The 15,809-nt window shown below is 45.9% G+C and carries 15 protein-coding genes; 5 read left to right on the forward strand and 10 right to left on the reverse strand.

The genetic code is table 11. The features are described 5' to 3' along the window. Positions 1–122: 122 nt before the first annotated feature. From H6F73_RS00485 to H6F73_RS00495, 3 genes are all read right to left on the reverse strand, one after another. On the reverse strand, positions 123–593 hold the full coding sequence (locus H6F73_RS00485) for a hypothetical protein (protein ID WP_190756871.1): 471 nt from the start codon (positions 591–593) through the stop codon (positions 123–125). 521 nt (positions 594–1,114) lie between these two features. Continuing rightward, on the reverse strand, positions 1,115–2,134 hold the full coding sequence (locus H6F73_RS00490) for a glycosyltransferase family 4 protein (protein ID WP_190756872.1): 1,020 nt from the start codon (positions 2,132–2,134) through the stop codon (positions 1,115–1,117). Between the two features lie 685 nt (positions 2,135–2,819). Further along, the gene (locus H6F73_RS00495) at positions 2,820–4,019 is read right to left on the reverse strand and encodes an NAD(P)/FAD-dependent oxidoreductase (RefSeq protein ID WP_190756873.1); all 1,200 of its coding nucleotides are present in this window, start codon (positions 4,017–4,019) and stop codon (positions 2,820–2,822) included. Positions 4,020–4,218: 199 nt separating this feature from the next. Here H6F73_RS00495 and H6F73_RS00500 point away from each other — a divergent pair, with 199 nt between their 5' ends. The 3 genes from H6F73_RS00500 (at position 4,219) to H6F73_RS00510 (ending at position 6,179) form a co-directional block, all read left to right on the forward strand. Next, positions 4,219–4,632: a DoxX family protein gene (locus tag H6F73_RS00500; protein WP_190756874.1), complete on the forward strand. Its 414-nt coding sequence runs from the start codon at positions 4,219–4,221 to the stop codon at positions 4,630–4,632. A 155-nt stretch (positions 4,633–4,787) separates the two neighbouring features. Continuing rightward, a complete protein-coding gene (locus H6F73_RS00505) occupies positions 4,788–5,444 on the forward strand; it encodes an alpha/beta fold hydrolase (protein WP_190756875.1) in 657 nt (218 codons plus the stop codon). A gap of 69 nt (positions 5,445–5,513) precedes the next feature. Beyond that, positions 5,514–6,179, forward strand: coding sequence for a triacylglycerol lipase (locus tag H6F73_RS00510; RefSeq protein ID WP_190756876.1), 666 nt, complete (start codon positions 5,514–5,516; stop codon positions 6,177–6,179). Here the strand turns inward: H6F73_RS00510 and H6F73_RS00515 are convergent. Further along, complete coding sequence (locus H6F73_RS00515) at positions 6,109–6,540, reverse strand: VOC family protein (protein WP_190756877.1); 432 nt, start codon at positions 6,538–6,540, stop codon at positions 6,109–6,111. The two genes, H6F73_RS00510 and H6F73_RS00515, sit on opposite strands and share 71 nt — an antisense overlap. A gap of 28 nt (positions 6,541–6,568) precedes the next feature. Here H6F73_RS00515 and H6F73_RS00520 point away from each other — a divergent pair, with 28 nt between their 5' ends. Together H6F73_RS00520 and H6F73_RS00525 are read left to right on the forward strand one after the other, a co-directional pair. After that, complete coding sequence (locus tag H6F73_RS00520) at positions 6,569–7,354, forward strand: TIGR00297 family protein (protein WP_190756878.1); 786 nt, start codon at positions 6,569–6,571, stop codon at positions 7,352–7,354. Between the two features lie 24 nt (positions 7,355–7,378). After that, positions 7,379–7,555, forward strand: coding sequence for a hypothetical protein (locus tag H6F73_RS00525; RefSeq protein WP_190756879.1), 177 nt, complete (start codon positions 7,379–7,381; stop codon positions 7,553–7,555). A gap of 63 nt (positions 7,556–7,618) precedes the next feature. Here the strand turns inward: H6F73_RS00525 and H6F73_RS00530 are convergent, their stop codons facing one another. From H6F73_RS00530 to H6F73_RS00555, 6 genes are all read right to left on the reverse strand, one after another. After that, positions 7,619–8,503, reverse strand: coding sequence for an SDR family oxidoreductase (locus H6F73_RS00530; RefSeq protein ID WP_190756880.1), 885 nt, complete (start codon positions 8,501–8,503; stop codon positions 7,619–7,621). A 125-nt stretch (positions 8,504–8,628) separates the two neighbouring features. Further along, positions 8,629–9,411, reverse strand: a complete 783-nt coding sequence (gene xth, locus H6F73_RS00535; RefSeq protein ID WP_190756881.1) for an exodeoxyribonuclease III — start codon at positions 9,409–9,411, stop codon at positions 8,629–8,631. A 199-nt stretch (positions 9,412–9,610) separates the two neighbouring features. Then, the gene (locus H6F73_RS00540; RefSeq protein ID WP_190757074.1) at positions 9,611–11,248 is read right to left on the reverse strand and encodes an acetolactate synthase large subunit; all 1,638 of its coding nucleotides are present in this window, start codon (positions 11,246–11,248) and stop codon (positions 9,611–9,613) included. 55 nt (positions 11,249–11,303) lie between these two features. Further along, positions 11,304–11,468 (reverse strand): hypothetical protein, encoded by a 165-nt coding sequence (locus H6F73_RS00545; RefSeq protein WP_206211331.1) that lies wholly within the window; start codon positions 11,466–11,468, stop codon positions 11,304–11,306. A gap of 335 nt (positions 11,469–11,803) precedes the next feature. Further along, complete coding sequence (locus H6F73_RS00550; RefSeq protein ID WP_190756882.1) at positions 11,804–13,171, reverse strand: NAD-dependent succinate-semialdehyde dehydrogenase; 1,368 nt, start codon at positions 13,169–13,171, stop codon at positions 11,804–11,806. A gap of 260 nt (positions 13,172–13,431) precedes the next feature. Next, positions 13,432–15,765 carry a polysaccharide biosynthesis tyrosine autokinase gene (locus H6F73_RS00555; RefSeq protein ID WP_190756883.1) on the reverse strand — a complete coding sequence of 778 codons (2,334 nt, stop codon included), beginning with the start codon at positions 15,763–15,765 and terminating at the stop codon, positions 13,432–13,434. Positions 15,766–15,809: the final 44 nt, after the last annotated feature.

The raw sequence follows: 15,809 nt of genomic DNA on the forward strand, positions 1-15,809 counted from the left end.
TTGGTTGCCAATCCAAAATCCAAAATCTAAAATCCAGGCATCGATTTTATATCGAAGAACACTTAGAAAGGTTTCTCCCCCTCAATTTCATTCAGGGTTGAAATCTCTGATTCTTGAAGATTCTACCGGGCTGTGTTGACTTGACGTGCCATGTCGAGGAAGGAACTCATGTTCGCACCGGGACGGCGGCGGGTTGAGGTTGCAGTCGGTGTCAAGTAGCGAGTGGCAAAACCACCAACCGGCTCAGGAGCTTTAGCCGGCTCTGCTGTGGGGGCTGGGGCTTTGGCTGCCGGTTTGGACTCTTGGGCTGGGGCTTGCTTTTTAGATTTAGCCGGCTCTGCTTTTTTAGTCGGCTCTGCTTTTTTAGCCGGCTCTGCTTTCGCTGCTGAGGCGCTGGCTTTCGCCGGCTCCTTCAGTTTGCCGGTTGCGGTTGCGACTATTTTTTTCTGCGCGGAGGCGTCTTGTTTGGCTGGCGCTGATTTTCCGCCCTCAGCCGGTTCAAATTCTAAGGCGTATCCAGACTTTTTCAAGCCCAAAACTTTACCAATGAAGCCGAAAATGCCGCCGAACAAGTTTTTGATAAAACCGAACATGGTAATGACTCCTAAAGTTGATGCTAATGAACGCAACTGAAGCCCAGACAGCTCATGCAATATCTAGCCGGACTGGTATCAAGACCCGCTGACGCTGTGAAATGCCGGTGAAATATAAATGGATGCAGGCTTAATTATGAAGTTCTGATAAGCCCCTTTACAAGATTTAGCGAGATTTTTTAATAAAATTTAACGACTCAGTGAGCGCAAGCCCCTATTTCTCGTAGCCGGCAGCAAGATGCAAGGGATTTTGCTTTTCAGTAATCTACATAAATTGTAAGAATTGGTTTTAGGCGAGCAAAGCAGAGATAGGGCGAAAGCCCGCCTCGAACTAGAAATTGCAGAAGTCGGTTGCTACCAGTCAATTTTTTTAGAGATGGGGAAGAGAAGTTGTAGAACGGAGCTTATACAGTTCAGCCGGCTTCAAAACCAGCCACGACATAATATGTAGCTGAATTTCGGCTAAATTGTATAAGCCCGTCTTAAGGCGGTTTTGGGCAATAGAAGCGGAGGCTAAACCTCTAGGTGTTTTCTCCCCAGATCAAGTGCTGCATATACTTCACACCCGGCTTCTCTGAGCAGTAGGTTTGTGCGAACTGCCGGCCATTTTCACCCAAATATTCACATCTATCAGGATCGTCCCACAAAGTCTGAATTGAATCAGCTAAAGCAGCCGGTTGAAAAGCCTCGCAAGTAACAGCATTATAATCATTTATCACATAGTCGCTAATTCCCCGCGAATTTGTGATAATGAATGCTTTGCTCAGATGCATCGCCGCCACCAAAGTGACATGACCACAAGGAATCTCCGAACCTAAAAGCGGTAGTACCATAAAGCGAGAATACTTGATGATATTCATGGCTTCCTCCTGAGGAATATTGACCATAAATTTCACATTAGGCGGAATTTTTAGTTGATGAAGATTCTTGGGCCGGGTAACAAGAATCAGTTGAATATCCGGCAGTTTTTCCATTGCCGCCATTAAGGTTTTGTAATCCCGTGCGTTACCACCAATCGCACAAATATAATCGCCGACTATCAACGGGTTTTCCGGTCTAACTTCTGGCACCCGCATACACCAAAACACGACTTCAATGCGCTCTTTTGGTATGCCAAAATAGTCGTGGTATAGTTGTTTCTCTAATTTGGAATAAACGAAAAACTGATTGATATTAGAGAAAGCTTCTGTCATGAGCTGCCGCTTTTTTCCCTGCGGCATATCAGCAAAGTTAAAGGAATAAGCAATATGCTTTGTTTTCACGCCAAGCTTGGCCGCAAAATAGGCGCACCAGAAAGAAACTCGCGAATCATGTGTGATTAGCAAATCAACAGGTTTTAGCTTCATGAAAAGCACTGCCTGTAGGCAGATGCGAATCATTGCTACATAAGGGCGCACAATATATTTTTCCCACGGGAGGCGTGGCCGATCATCAAGAAAGTGCCAGTTGATTGATCCTTCACCAAGCTCTGGCACAAACCATTTCCAGTTTTCACCATAAAAAGGTGTACAGCAAACAATGCTCAAGGGTTTTTGCATCATAATTAGTAACAAAGAAGCTAGAATTGGTTCTGATCGTGTTTATTGTAGTTAGTAGACGTTTTTGCCCTGGCAATCCTAAATAGGTTGTAAGACTTCAAGGGGGCAAGATGCACGCAGACCCAGCTTTACAGGGGGGACTCATTAACCAATTACTGAGGATTGCTATGTAGCAAATTAAGTGCCCAGTTAAGACAAAGATTCTGAACTTGAAGTTATTAATGGCAAAATGCAACCCATTATTTGGCAGTTTTGCATTCGTTGTGAACCTGTTAACGAAAACCCTTTTTTTCCAACTTCAGCGCGGATCAACGCCCTTTCCTTTTATCTAGGAAGATTTGCGGCTTTGAAAGGCTGCCGGTTTTTGCTTTCAAAAACCTGTCAAACCTTCCTTAAACTTCTGAAAATGCATTCTAAGTCTTTTCTCATTTTTTAGACATGAACTTTTGTTACAATAGTTTATCTGATTCTATTTTTTCGGCTAAATCCCAAAGATGACCTTATGCTATCAGGTTCACCTAACTGGGTTAGGTATTCTTGCTCCTGTGACGAAATTTAGTGGCTCTGTTGGGTGTCTGCAAGCACGATCACAAAATAGATAAGAAAGTTTAAATTTTTTCATAGAAGAAATTAAGCAGAAGAATGTAAGCTTATCTCGGCAAATGTCATAGATTTTTGATAAAAAGTGTTACCTGGCATTGACTAACTTTTTGATGACTCCCCAGAACAATCGTGATAACCAATCACGGGCAACCTGAAAGCGATGGCGAAACGTTGGCATTCGCAGCAGGTAAACCCACTGTCTGATGACACCGGCTACCGGCCCTGAAAGATTAATGCCAAAACTAGAAACTGCAGAGGCATTTATTCCTAAAGTAATCATCTCGCCAATGTGCCAGTAGCGGAATGCTAGCAGAGTTCTGCCGGTTAGAGAAGATCGGATATTCCGCGCCGCAATTTTAGCTTGTTGAAAAGCTGCTTGAGCCGTTGCCGGTGCCCAGTGTTCGCTGTCGTTAGAGGCGGCAATGTCTCCTAATGCAAAAACTTCGGGGTGTTCAATCAATTGCAGTGTGGGAAGAACCAGAAGTTCGCCTTGCTTATTTTGAACGTTTGTAATGTTTGGCACCCAATCTCCCACTCGCGTGCCAATAGTCCAAAGTACCAAATCGACAGGATAAGTGCGCTGCTGATCTTGATGAACGAGGGTGATAAAATTAGGCTCAACAGATTCAACTGTTGTTGAAAGCTCCAACTGTACACCTCGCCTTTTCAAAGCTTTGAGCGCAGCTTTTCGACTAGAATCGGCAAAATATTTCAGAATTTTATCGCCTCGGTTAATTAGCAGCAACCGCCCTCGTTCTTTTAAGCGATCCGCGATTTTGCAGGCTAATTCCACCCCATTTGGGCCGGCACCCACAACTGCCACCCGAATTTGTGACAAATCACTCGATTCTAACAATCGCAACTGTTCCTTAAGTCGGTTAACATCCGCTAAACTACGGAAAGGTAGAGCATTGCCGGCAGCACCCGGAACCACATCCAACAGCGTTTCCTTGCCAATTCCAATCACCAGCCGGTCATAACTCAAAACTTTCCCACCAGAGAGCATCACCTGGCGCATATCCAGATCGACACTTTCAACGGTTCCTTGTTCATAATGAATATCAGTGCCGGCTAAAAGTTTGGCAAAACGGGGCGCGATCTGCCACGTTTGCAATTCCCCAGTCACCAACTCATAAAGCAACGGCGTGAATAAAAAATGATCTCTGCGCTCAACCAAAGTAATTTGAGGTCTTGTCTGCCAGCGGTAACGACTCAGATACAAAGCTGTGTAAAGACCACCAAACCCCCCACCAAGAATACAAATCTGACTCGGACTTTGACTCATGGCACTAAACCGCCTGTCTACAAATGCGAGCTGAAAAAACCATTCAGTGGCAAAAATCCATTTAATCTCTTAAAATTCTTATAATAATTTAAATCTTTATTCCTGTAAAATTTTTTCTAACAGGATAAAGATTTCTCAATTTCTGAATATCGGCCCAATTAACCGAATTTCCCAATACAACAATATCCAAAGAGGCAAAATGCAAAAATACGTTCCTTTGTTAGCACGGATACTTCTCTCAATTATCTTTATTAAAGCCGGCATCGATAAACTGTTTGATCCAGGCAGCACCGTCCAACAGATGGCATCAAAAGGAATTCCCTTACCCGGAGTGCTCATCATTCCCACCATCATCCTTTTAATTGCAGGCGGACTTTCAGTATTACTCGGCTTTAAAGCTCGTTATGGAGCATTAGGATTGATCGGCTTCTTAATTCCCACTACCTTAATTTTTCACACAAACTTTGCTGAACCTATGCAACAAATTCAGTTTCTAAAAAATTTGGGGTTGATGGGTGGTTTACTGATGGTCGTGGCATTTGGATCGGGTGCACTCAGCCTAGATGAGCGCACCGGCTCACCTGGAATCTCATCACCTTCTGAGAGATTTTAAATCGTTCTCAACAGTTTTATTCATCCTTTCCTAATCCCGGCTTCATTTCAATTTTAAACTCCTGCGTTCCAGATGATGAGCTGTCATATCCTGTACTCGGATAGCTAACGGAGCGATCTAAGCTTGAAATAGATAGGTAAGAGAATGAAGGCAAGATGAACAGTTCAAACACTCGCAACCCAGTCTTACTGATTCACGGCATTTGGGACACCAGCGCCCTTTTTAACACAATGACAGCCTACTTAACGAAGCTAGGTTGGCCGGTGTATAGCTTGGATCTAATTCCAAATAATTGTGATATTGGTCTTGATGAATTGGCTAGGCAAGTTGCAGATTACGCAGCCAATATATTTGAGCCGGCACAACCGTTTGATTTGATTGGGTTTAGCATGGGTGGAATTGTAAGCCGGTACTACGTGCAGCGGTTGGGAGGCATCAACCGAGTGCAGCGATTTATTACGATTTCTTCGCCGCATCAGGGAACTTGGCTAGCGCACAGCAGCAGGCGTCCGGGATACTTACAAATGTGTCCGAGAAGTGAATTTTTGCGAGATTTAGATCGAGATGTGAAGATGCTAGATCAGGTAAATTTCACGTCGATTTGGACACCTTTTGATTTGATGATTGTGCCGGCACACAGTTCAAAAATGCCGGTAGGGAAAGAGGTGGTGGTGCCGGTTCCCCTTCATGCCCAAATGGTGACAGATCCCCGGAGTTTGAAGGTTGTTGCGGAAGCTTTGATGTCACCGATTAAAGTTAACACATCAAATGAAACGACGGAGCAAAAAATAAAAATTGTAGGTGCCGATTAATGCTAGAAGTAGGGTACGCGAGTTCCCTACCCTACTAGGTAATAGAATTTTTTTAAATCGGTATGACTTATGAGCAGTGCGAACGACCGGAACCCAGTCTTATTAGTTCATGGAATCTTCAGACAAGCAGGCGTTTTTAACAGAATGTCTGCTTATTTAAGTAAGCTGGGTTGGTCGGTTTATGCGCTGAATATGACCCTGAGTGATGCAAATCTGGGACTTGATCACCTAGCTGAAGAAGTGGCAGCCTATATTGATAAAACGTTTGGCCCGAAACAGCCAATCGATTTAGTGGGTTTGAGTATGGGAGGTTTGGTGAGCCGGTATTATTTGCAGCGGTTGGGAGGAATTGAGCGAGTGCAGCGCTTTGTTACGATTTCTACTCCCCATAACGGCACATCAATGGCTTACCTTTTACCTCAACCGACTTGCATTCAAATGCGTCCTGGCAGTGCTTTTATTGACGCTTTGAATGAGGATGCGGCGATGTTGGAACGGGTAACTTTTACTTCGATTTGGACGCCTTGGGATTTTATTATTTTGCCGGCACACAGTTCGAGAATGCCGGTGGGCAAAGAAGTGAAAGTGCAGGTATTTGCCCACGCCGGCATGGTGATTAGTGTTAAAAGTTTACAGGCGGTTGCTGAGGCTTTAAAAGAGCCGGTTAAACCGCATCACCAACTTGTGCGTATTCCTGAACCCCAAAAATTGCCTCTGGATGGCAATAATATTTAAATTCCAGCAAATTATGAAACGGATCTTCTAAAAAGAAGGTGCGATGTTCTGTGGGTAAGCCAGTAAACCGGCGCTTTGGCTGCTCTCTAAAGAGTAGCTGTTTTTGTTGCGCTCGCTCTAGCAAGGCTTCCCAGTCGGCTTCTGCGGTGAAAACCAGCCCAAAATGGCGCGGGTAAATCGTTCTTTGGGGCGTTAGAGGTTCGCGGGTGACGTGGGCGACAATTTGATGGCCGCAAAGATTGAGAATGATAGAATTCGGGGATTCTCGCCCAATTTCGCACCCCAAGCCATTGCCGTAAAATTCTTTTGTTTGGGCAATATCGGTGACGGGAAAGGCAAGATGAAATAAAACTTGGTTCATAATTTGGGTATTGTCAGAGGTTAGTTAAATGTTATCTACAGTTTATTCTCTGAATCCTTGGTTGGTTGCAGTTGCATTGAATACGGTTCTGCTGACGATCGCCTATTTTGCGCCGAAGAAGTTACTCACACCGGCAGGGTTGTTGCACGCCTGGGTGTTGGGGGTGATCATTTGGGGGACATTGGGGTGGCGAGGCTATGCGGTGGTGATGTTCTACTTTCTAGTCGGTTCTGCGGTTACGCGCATTGGCATGGCAGAGAAAGAGGCTGCCGGTATAGCTGAGAAGCGATCGGGTGCCAGAGGGCCAGAAAATGTTTGGGGTTCGGCGCTTACCGGCACTCTCTGCGCCTTGGCAACTCTTCTGCCGGTTTCCGTCCCTTCTTCTATTCCTCTCGTCTCACTTTTGCTCTTAGGCTATGTAGCGAGTTTTAGCACAAAGTTATCGGATACGAGTGCAAGTGAGGTTGGCAAAGTATATGGAAAGCGGACGTTTTTGATTACGACGTTGCAGCCGGTGGAACGAGGGACAGAAGGCGCAGTAAGTTTGGAAGGAACGCTTGCCGGCATCGTGGCATCGGCGCTGATCGCCTTGGTTGCTTGGGGCGTTGGGATGATTAATTTCACAGGGGTTATCTTGTGTGTAATTGCAGCGTTTATTGCAACCAATTTAGAAAGTGTGATTGGGGCAACGTTGCAATCAAAGTTTGATTGGCTGACGAATGAAGTGGTGAATATTATTAATACGTTGATTGGTGCCGGTGTGGCGATTTTGCTAGCTTTGGCATGGAATTATTGGCTGCCGGTGTTCGTTTAGGAATTGAAGTGTCGGTTACGATTTATGATGAACCCGACACTGCGTCGAGAAGCTGAACTTTATATTAGCCGGCAATCCCAAGCTGTTGGTTATAAAAGCTTAGTTCCAACTAACTTGCAAGAAGTATCAGACTTAGTTGTTGCTAACCTCTTTTGGTACTTGAAATTACAAGATGAATCAGAGGAAACAGTGCCGGCGTAAAACTAAAAAAATCACGAATGCCGGCTTTTGTGTGGGGTGAACATCTTGCCACCCCATCTCAAATTACACCCCCATGTAACGCCGGATAAAACGCTCTAAAGACTCCATCTTCATATCAAACATTGACTCCAGCCGCGCAATTTCTTCCGGTTTGCAGAAATACTCATTTGCCAATAAAACCCGCAGCGTTCCCAAAGACTTTTGCAACTGAGGATTCAGGAACCCTAACGCATTCCGCAACCCATCAAACGCGAGTAGCGGCGGATTGAGAATAATTGGTTCTCGATTAAAAACACGGCCAAAAATGCGCGGCACATCCTCTCGCGTCAGAATTTCTGGCCCGCCAACCGATAAAATTTGATTTCTTGCCCCCTCAACTGTTACGGAATCTGCTGCAATCTTTGCCAAATCATCCGTACTTACAATCGAAGTACGATTTCTCGGATCGCCAATTAGCAAATAAATGCCGGTTTGCCGAAACCGTTCCGCCAATGGCAGCAGATTCGAGGAAAACCCAGACGGACGCAAAATTGTGTAATTTAAGCCACTCGCCTGCAAATATTTTTCCACTTCCCGCTTTGCCTTAAACACCGGCGCATCTTCATATCCGCGATCAACCCCCAACACCGAAGTGAAGACAAAATGCTCAACTCCTGCCTCCTTGGCAGAGTCAATCAAGTCAATATTCGCCCGGTATTCTATCGCCTGAGCACTGCCGCTACTTTCATTCGCGCCGTGAGCGGTGATCACGTATTGTACGCCCTGGCACGCCTTCTGAATATCCCGTTCTCGCTGCAAATCTCCAATGAAAATATCTGCGCCGCGCTGTTCTAGTTCCCCGTAGCGAGATGTGAGACGCACAAACGCTCTCACTTGCTTCTGCTGCTCACGCAACACTCGCACAATTCGCCGGCCTAATCCGCCGGTTGCTCCCGTGACTAAAAACATAGCGTTAATTCCTGCTTTAATTTAAGATTTTGAACAGCAGCCTGTGGCAAATCTACACAGAGCATCATCCAATTGATCTGTGTGTAATTGCGTCTATCTGCGGTTCTAAATTATCCATTTAAAACTTAAATTTCAACAATCACCGGCGTATGGTCACTGGGTTTAACTAACTTTCTAGGAGATGTGTCAATCGTACAGCTCACTGACTGCTCATAGAGAGCCGGCGTCAAATAAAGATGATCGATCCGCCAACCTCTATTACGAGCAAACCCACCGCCACGATAATCCCACCAGCTAAAGTGGCCGGCTTCTTCCGTAAACTTACGAAAGGCATCCCCTAAGCCCAATTCTAAAACAGCCCGTAATGCTTGGCGCTCCAAATCAGAAGCCATAATTTGATTCTTAAAAGCTTTGGGGTTGTGAATATCTCGATCCTCTAAAGCAATATTAAAATCTCCACAAATACACAACTGATTGTTGCTGTCAATTGCTCTTTTTAAATATTCCCGCAGCAGCTTTAGCCAGCCGAGCTTGTAGAGATATTTATCACTGCCAACTTCAGAACCATTGGGGACATAAACATTAACAATGCGGACACCATTAAGAGTGCCGGCAATCAAGCGCTTTTGCTCATCAAACGCCTCAACTTCTGTGCCTAACACCGGCACAAACCCCATGCTGACTTCTGACATCGGCTGCCGGCTGAAAATCGCGACTCCATTGTAGGATTTCTGCCCGTAAATGTAGAGGTGGTACCCTATATTTTCAAAGTCTGAACGAGGAAAATCTGCATCGACAACTTTAGTTTCTTGCAGACACAAAACATCTACGTTACTCACCTGTAACCAGGCAATTACTTGCTCTAATCGGCTGCGAATCGAGTTAACATTCCAAGTTGCAATTTTCATTAAGCTTGCTGCTTATTTATAAATTTTCTAATGTATTTTTATTATCCACTTAAGACAAAATACTATTTGCCAAACTTCGGTTTTTAAAATCTATACATTTAAACAAAACCCTCACTTGAAGTGAGGGTTTTATAGAATATACCATAAAAGTGGCTATTCCGATGTGTAAGTTTTAGGGACTACTCGCGTTCAAACGTATTTAAATCGTGCAAGTTAGCTCTCCAGCTTTTTGAGTAAAGCGCAAATTTTCCCGATAATCAACACGGCAGTCAATCACCGACGGCACAGATTGAGCCAAAGCTTCTTTCAGCGTTGGAATAAAGTCAGCAGTTGATTCAATTCGGTAGCCTTTTAACCCCATGCTTTCAGCGAATTTAACAAAATCAGGATTGCCAAATTTAACAAAATCTGAATGACCTAATTGATTGTGTTGCTTCCACTCAATTAAGCCATAGCCACCATCATTAAAAATGATCGTAACAAAAGCCGTGCCGACGCGCAAAGCGGTTTCCAATTCTTGGCAATTCATCATAAATCCCCCGTCCCCTGTCACAGCAACAACTTGCTGTTTGGGAGCAACTAATTTAGCAGCAATTGCGCCCGGAATTGCGATTCCCATCGCCGCGAAACCATTAGAAATCAAGCAAGTATTGGGGCGTTCGCAATGATAATGCCGCGCCATCCACATCTTGTGAGCACCCACATCACAGATGACAATATCCTCTGGACCCATTACTTGCCGCAGGTCATAAATCAGTTTTTGTGGTTTAATGGGAAAGCTATCATCGTTGGCATATTGTTCGTAATCCGCCCGAATTTCTTCTCGCAATTCCAAAGCATAAGGCTCAGGTTTGCCTTGCCGGTTTGCCCGTGCCATAACTTCTTTCAGCGAATCCGAAATATCTCCCACAACTTCAACTTTGGGAATGTAGCTGCTATCAACCTCAGCATGAATAGCCCCAATATGGATAATGGGAATTTTGCCTTCACGATTCCATTTTTTCGGGGAATATTCAATCAAATCGTAACCAATGGCAATCACTAAATCGGTATTATCAAAGCCACAACTGATGTAATCTCGCAATTGCAAGCCCACCGACCACAGCGCCAAAGGATGAGTATAAGGAATCATTCCTTTACCCATAAAAGTATTCACGACAGGAATATTTAGTTTGGTCGCAAATTCTGTAAGCGCTTCACTGGCGTTGGCTCGGATAGCTCCATTACCGACTAAAATTAAAGGATTAGTCGCTTGAGAAATCAGCTCGGCTGCCTGCTCAATACTGTTAAATGAAGCGTAAGTTTTTTCTAAGTTGCCCTTACTCAGGGGTTCGCCAAGGGCCGGCATAGCGGCAATATTTTCCGGCACATCGATATGAACAGCACCGGGTTTTTCTGATTGTGCTCGCTTAAATGCCCGTCGCACAAGTTCGGGGGTGATGCTGGGGCGAACGATCTGGGCGTTCCATTTCGTAACGGGTGCAAACATTGCCACGAGATCGAGATACTGGTGGGATTCAATGTGCATTCGATCCGTTCCCACTTGGCCGGTAATTGCCACTAAGGGAGCACCGTCGAGGTTGGCATCCGCAACGCCGGTCATCAGGTTGGTCGCACCTGGGCCAAGGGTGGAAAGACAAACGCCGGCTTGGCCGGTTAAGCGACCGTAGACATCGGCCATGAAGGCTGCGCCTTGCTCGTGGCGTGTGGTAATAAATTGAATGGAAGAATCTCTCAGCGCTTCTAAAACGTGTATATTTTCTTCCCCAGGCAACCCGAAAATATAGCGCACTCCTTCGTTTTCCAAGCAGCGCACTAGCAATTGGGCGGTGTTCATCTCGGTCATGTAACCTTACCTCAATGATGATGTCGATCTTTGTGTGAATAGGGTTTTATTCCCCTACAACAGCCTGTATTTCCGGTAATTTTGAGACTACCTTTGATGCTGATAAAATCTCAAAGCGGACGATGCCACAATCATAACCAATATCTAAAATCACGCCAGGATAGACTTCATCGCTTTCTTTAATAGCAGCTTCTCCCAGGGGGATTGTCATTGAATTAGTTTCTTAGTTATAGGCTACTTTCATGGCTAGAGTCCTCTCAAATATTTGGTGATTTGTGAAGTTTTGTACGAAGTAACCACCACACGTTGCCAGTTTCTTCTACTACAATTCGCAGGAGCATTTCCTGCTGTAAACTTGTATCGAAGTAGCGCAGCATAAATATTTGTCGCCCCGGCTCTGCTGGAACTGTAACTTCAGGTGCTTGCAGAGCACCAGATCGGCCTTTTGATGGCTAATCTAGCGATCTGCAAGGTTTTAAAGGGCGTGAGCTGTCCACCGAATCGGTTTCACCCATTCTCCTGATCACTGTGAAGGATAAATCCTCATTACTTCACCCAAACTGTTTTGATATTCACAAATTCGTGAATGCCTTGGACGCTTAATTCCCGACCATATCCAGAACGCTTGATGCCCCCAAAAGGCAGCCGAGGATCGGATTTCACCAAACCGTTGATAAATACGGCACCGGCTTCTAATTCCTCAATTAAGCGCTCGCGTTCGGCTTCATCCGATGTCCAGGCACTCGCACCCAGGCCAAAAGACGTGCTGTTAGCTAGCTCAATGGCTTCATCAATACCGGCAACCCTAAACAGTAACGCCACCGGCCCAAAAAATTCCTCTTGGTATGCCGGTGAGCCTGGTGAGAAGTCCGTCAAAATTGTGGGGGGATAGAAATTGCCCGGACGATCTGACAAGGGATGTCCCCCAGTTAATACTTTTGCCCCTTTGGCAATGGAGTTTTGTACTTGGCTGTCCAAATCTTTAAGAATGTCAGGGGTAGCCAAGGGTCCAATATCTGTTGTAGCATCCATTGGATCGCCGATTCGCAATGCTTTAAATTTCTCTACGAATCGTTGCTCAAATTCATCTGCGATGCTGTTAGCAACAATAAAGCGTTTGCCGGCAATACAAGATTGGCCATTATTCAGCAATCTTGCTGTTACCGCAGTGGCTACAGCCGCTTCGAGATCGGCGCTTTGCAGGACAATAAATGGGTCGCTGCCGCCTAATTCCAAGACAGTTTTTTTAATTTGTTTGCCGGCAGCAGCCGCTAGACTCGCACCGGCGTATTCGCTGCCGGTTAAGGTGGCTGCTTTGACGCGGTCATCAGCCATTAAGTTGGCCACTTTGTCTGAGCCAATCAGTAGGGTTTGAAAGACGCCTTCGGGAAACCCGGCTTGCAGAAAAATTTCCTCAATGGCTAAGGCGCACTGGGGGACATTGGAAGCGTGTTTAAGCAAGCCAACATTGCCGGCCATTAATGCCGGTGCAGCGAAGCGAAACACCTGCCAAAAGGGAAAATTCCAGGGCATCACGGCCAAAACGGGGCCGATTGGCTGATAGCGAACAAAACTTCGGCTGGCATCGGTTGCTGCCGGCGCATCTGCCAAAAATTCAGCAGCATTGTCGGCATAATATCGGCAGACGAGGGCGCATTTTTCCACTTCTGCGATCGCAGATTTGAGAGTTTTCCCCATTTCTAGGGTCATGATTTTGCCAAACTCTTCGCGCCGGTGTTCTAAAATATCGGCAGCAGCCTTCAGCCAGTCGGCTCTTTGCGCCATTGCTACGTGCCGGTATGCTTGGTAAGCCTGTTGAGAGCGAGCGAGTTTCGCCTCGATTTCGCTATCCGTCAGCGGCTCAAATGTTTTAAGTATTTCCCCGGTTGCAGGGTTGGTTGTTGCGATGGCCATTGCCCGATCTCCTTTTCAAACATGAACTGGGGTAGCCGGCTGCAAAACAAACATCGGCACAGCCACCCGAAGCACTTATTCTTAAATTAAGCTTGGAATCGGTCTGTTTTCTCTCAAATTTAGATATTTTAAACCTAACTCAATAAAGTAGTGTCGGCTACTATTTTCGGGTCAGTTTTAAACGTAAAAAGGCAAAAGTAAAGATTTTGATCTCTTTTGACCTTTTGCCTTTGATTTGAATTTAATTACGGATTGAGCGATTAAAGGGGAACAGCATCCGGATCGGCGCTGCGCTGATCCTGATAGGCTGTGGGATAGCGCCGGTGGTCATAGTACGCGTTCATCGGATAGCCACTAGCCTTATTTGCCACCACACCTAAAACTGGGGTGCCAGATGTGTGCAATCCGTCTAACGCTTGAGTCACCTCAGAGCGTTCTGTCTGGCCAATACCTACAACAAGCAAAATTCCATCTGTATGGCCGGCTAGCAAACTAGCATCTGCCAAACCCAGCAAAGGCGGTGCGTCATAGATAATCAAGTCAAACGCAGCTTGCCATTGCTCCATAAAACTCTGCATTTTCTTAGAGGAAAGGAGCCTCAGCGGGTCTGGGGGAATCGAGCCGGCTGTCAGGACAAACAGGTTTTCTTCCGTTGGCGACTGCTGCATCACATCTGCCGGTGCTGCGTTAGTCGTGATCGCTTCGGTTAATCCTGGGGTGTTTTTCAGGCCCATTTTGCTACTAACCTGAGGCCAGCGCAGGTCTGTATCCACCAGTAATACTCGCTGTCCCATTGCCGCCGCCGCCTGCGCTAGATTGACAGCCACCGTCGATTTACCATCTGCCGGTGCAGCAGAGCTAATAACCACAGAGCGAATGGGATTGCCCGAATTGAGGAGGCGCAAATTGGCGTTGAGAGAGCGAAAAGCCTCAATCAACGGCGAAGCGCCGGCATAGTAGAAGTCAGCTTTGGTAGCTGAATCAGCCAGTACACGAGATCGTGGAACTTCCATCGCTTGATCGCTATAAGGAATAACTCCTAACAGAGCCAATCGGGTAGTATCTTTCAATTCCTGGGGCGTGTGGAACACATTGTTGAGCCGCTCTGCAAGCAAAGCCGCGCCCAGTCCCAACAGCAAGCCTCCGATGATTCCTATACCGAAGGTCTTTGAGACACTGGGTTCAGCCGGTATTGGTTTGCCTTTCTTGTTGCGTACGAGTTTAGGTTCGGAAATCAATTCCCAAGGTACATCCTGCTTCGCTGCCTCCACCCGCAACATTTCTCGTTGTCCTAAAAGTTGGTTAAGCGTAGCAGTGGCCACTCCCAATTCCCGCTGTAGATCCGTATACTGACGGATCATGACTGGAAACTGCTGAACTTGTTGATTGAAAAAACCTTGAGCTTCGCCAATCGCTTGATTGCGTACTTTTAAAAGCTCAATTTTGTTGGCAGTATCGATCAATTGGCTAGCTAAACCTAACCGAATCGAATCTTGGAACGGCGCTCGTAATACTTCGGTATTGCTCTGCGAAATGTTTTCACCCAAAACTTCTTGGGCTTCTTGACGGATCAGAGGGAGTAAGTTTTGCTGTTGATCTCGTAACGCTTGAATGCTAGGGCTATTGTCTGTAAACCGAGCTTTCTCTGTCGCAATCTTTGTTTCTATGTCTCTCAGCTGATTGAGTAACTGCTGATAGCGCGGTGATTGCGTTAGCGCAGATGCTTTTAGCGCACTCTCCGGGTCTAGCCCAAGCCGCTGCTGCAAATTCGCGAAAAGCAATTGCTGCTGAGCCAGTGAGGTTTGGGTTTCTAAGCTATCTTCTTGGAGCGTCGTAATTTGCTCAGCCAGTTGTTCGCCTTGAACTTGAGGGTCAATCAAGTTGTACTGCTGGCGAAACTGCTGAAGTTGCTGTTGTAGCGTATCTACTCGCTGGCGCAGTTGCGGCAGTTGGTCTTCAATAAATTGAATCCCTTGTCGGCTGTCGCTCTTGCGGTCTTCCAGGCTGTACCTAAGATAACCTTGAGCCAATTGCTCTAAAACAAACTGAATTTTTTCTGGATCGGAATCTAGGTAATTGACTTTTAAAACCTTGGTTTTTTTTAATCGCTCAATCGATAAGCTTCCTTTTTGACCCATCCCACCAAACAGAGAACGGTAATCAATTTTAGGATATCGGGATTGCAACTGCTGAATAATAGGAGCCATTTGTTTGGGGCTTTGCAAAACCTCCACTTGGCTATCATAATCCAAGCCTTGTTTAGGAAGGACTGACCCCATCCCAATGGTTTGAAGTGCCGAAGAAACTCCAGAAATTTGAGATTGATCGCTAATAACCGGCTCAACTAACAGATGAAATGCCCCTTGATACTTAGGAGTCTGATTGAGAGTCCAAGCCAAGGCACCCGCCGCCACTACGGTGGTGATTCCGGCAATTAAAACGGCTCTACGACGGACAATCGTCCATATCTGTTCTAGATCCAGCTCATCGTCGTCAGGCTCTTGTAAGTCAGCGGGGTAAAACGGCTGTAGTTGCTGAAATTGGCTAGTATGACTGTGCGGCGATGATGGCTGATAATTGTGTGCGGTCTCCATCTTGACCCCTCTGTATGTTTTATTAATTCGTATCCTAGACGAAA

The sequence above is a fragment of the Microcoleus sp. FACHB-68 genome (genome assembly GCF_014695715.1).
GTDB lineage: Bacteria > Cyanobacteriota > Cyanobacteriia > Cyanobacteriales > Oscillatoriaceae > FACHB-68.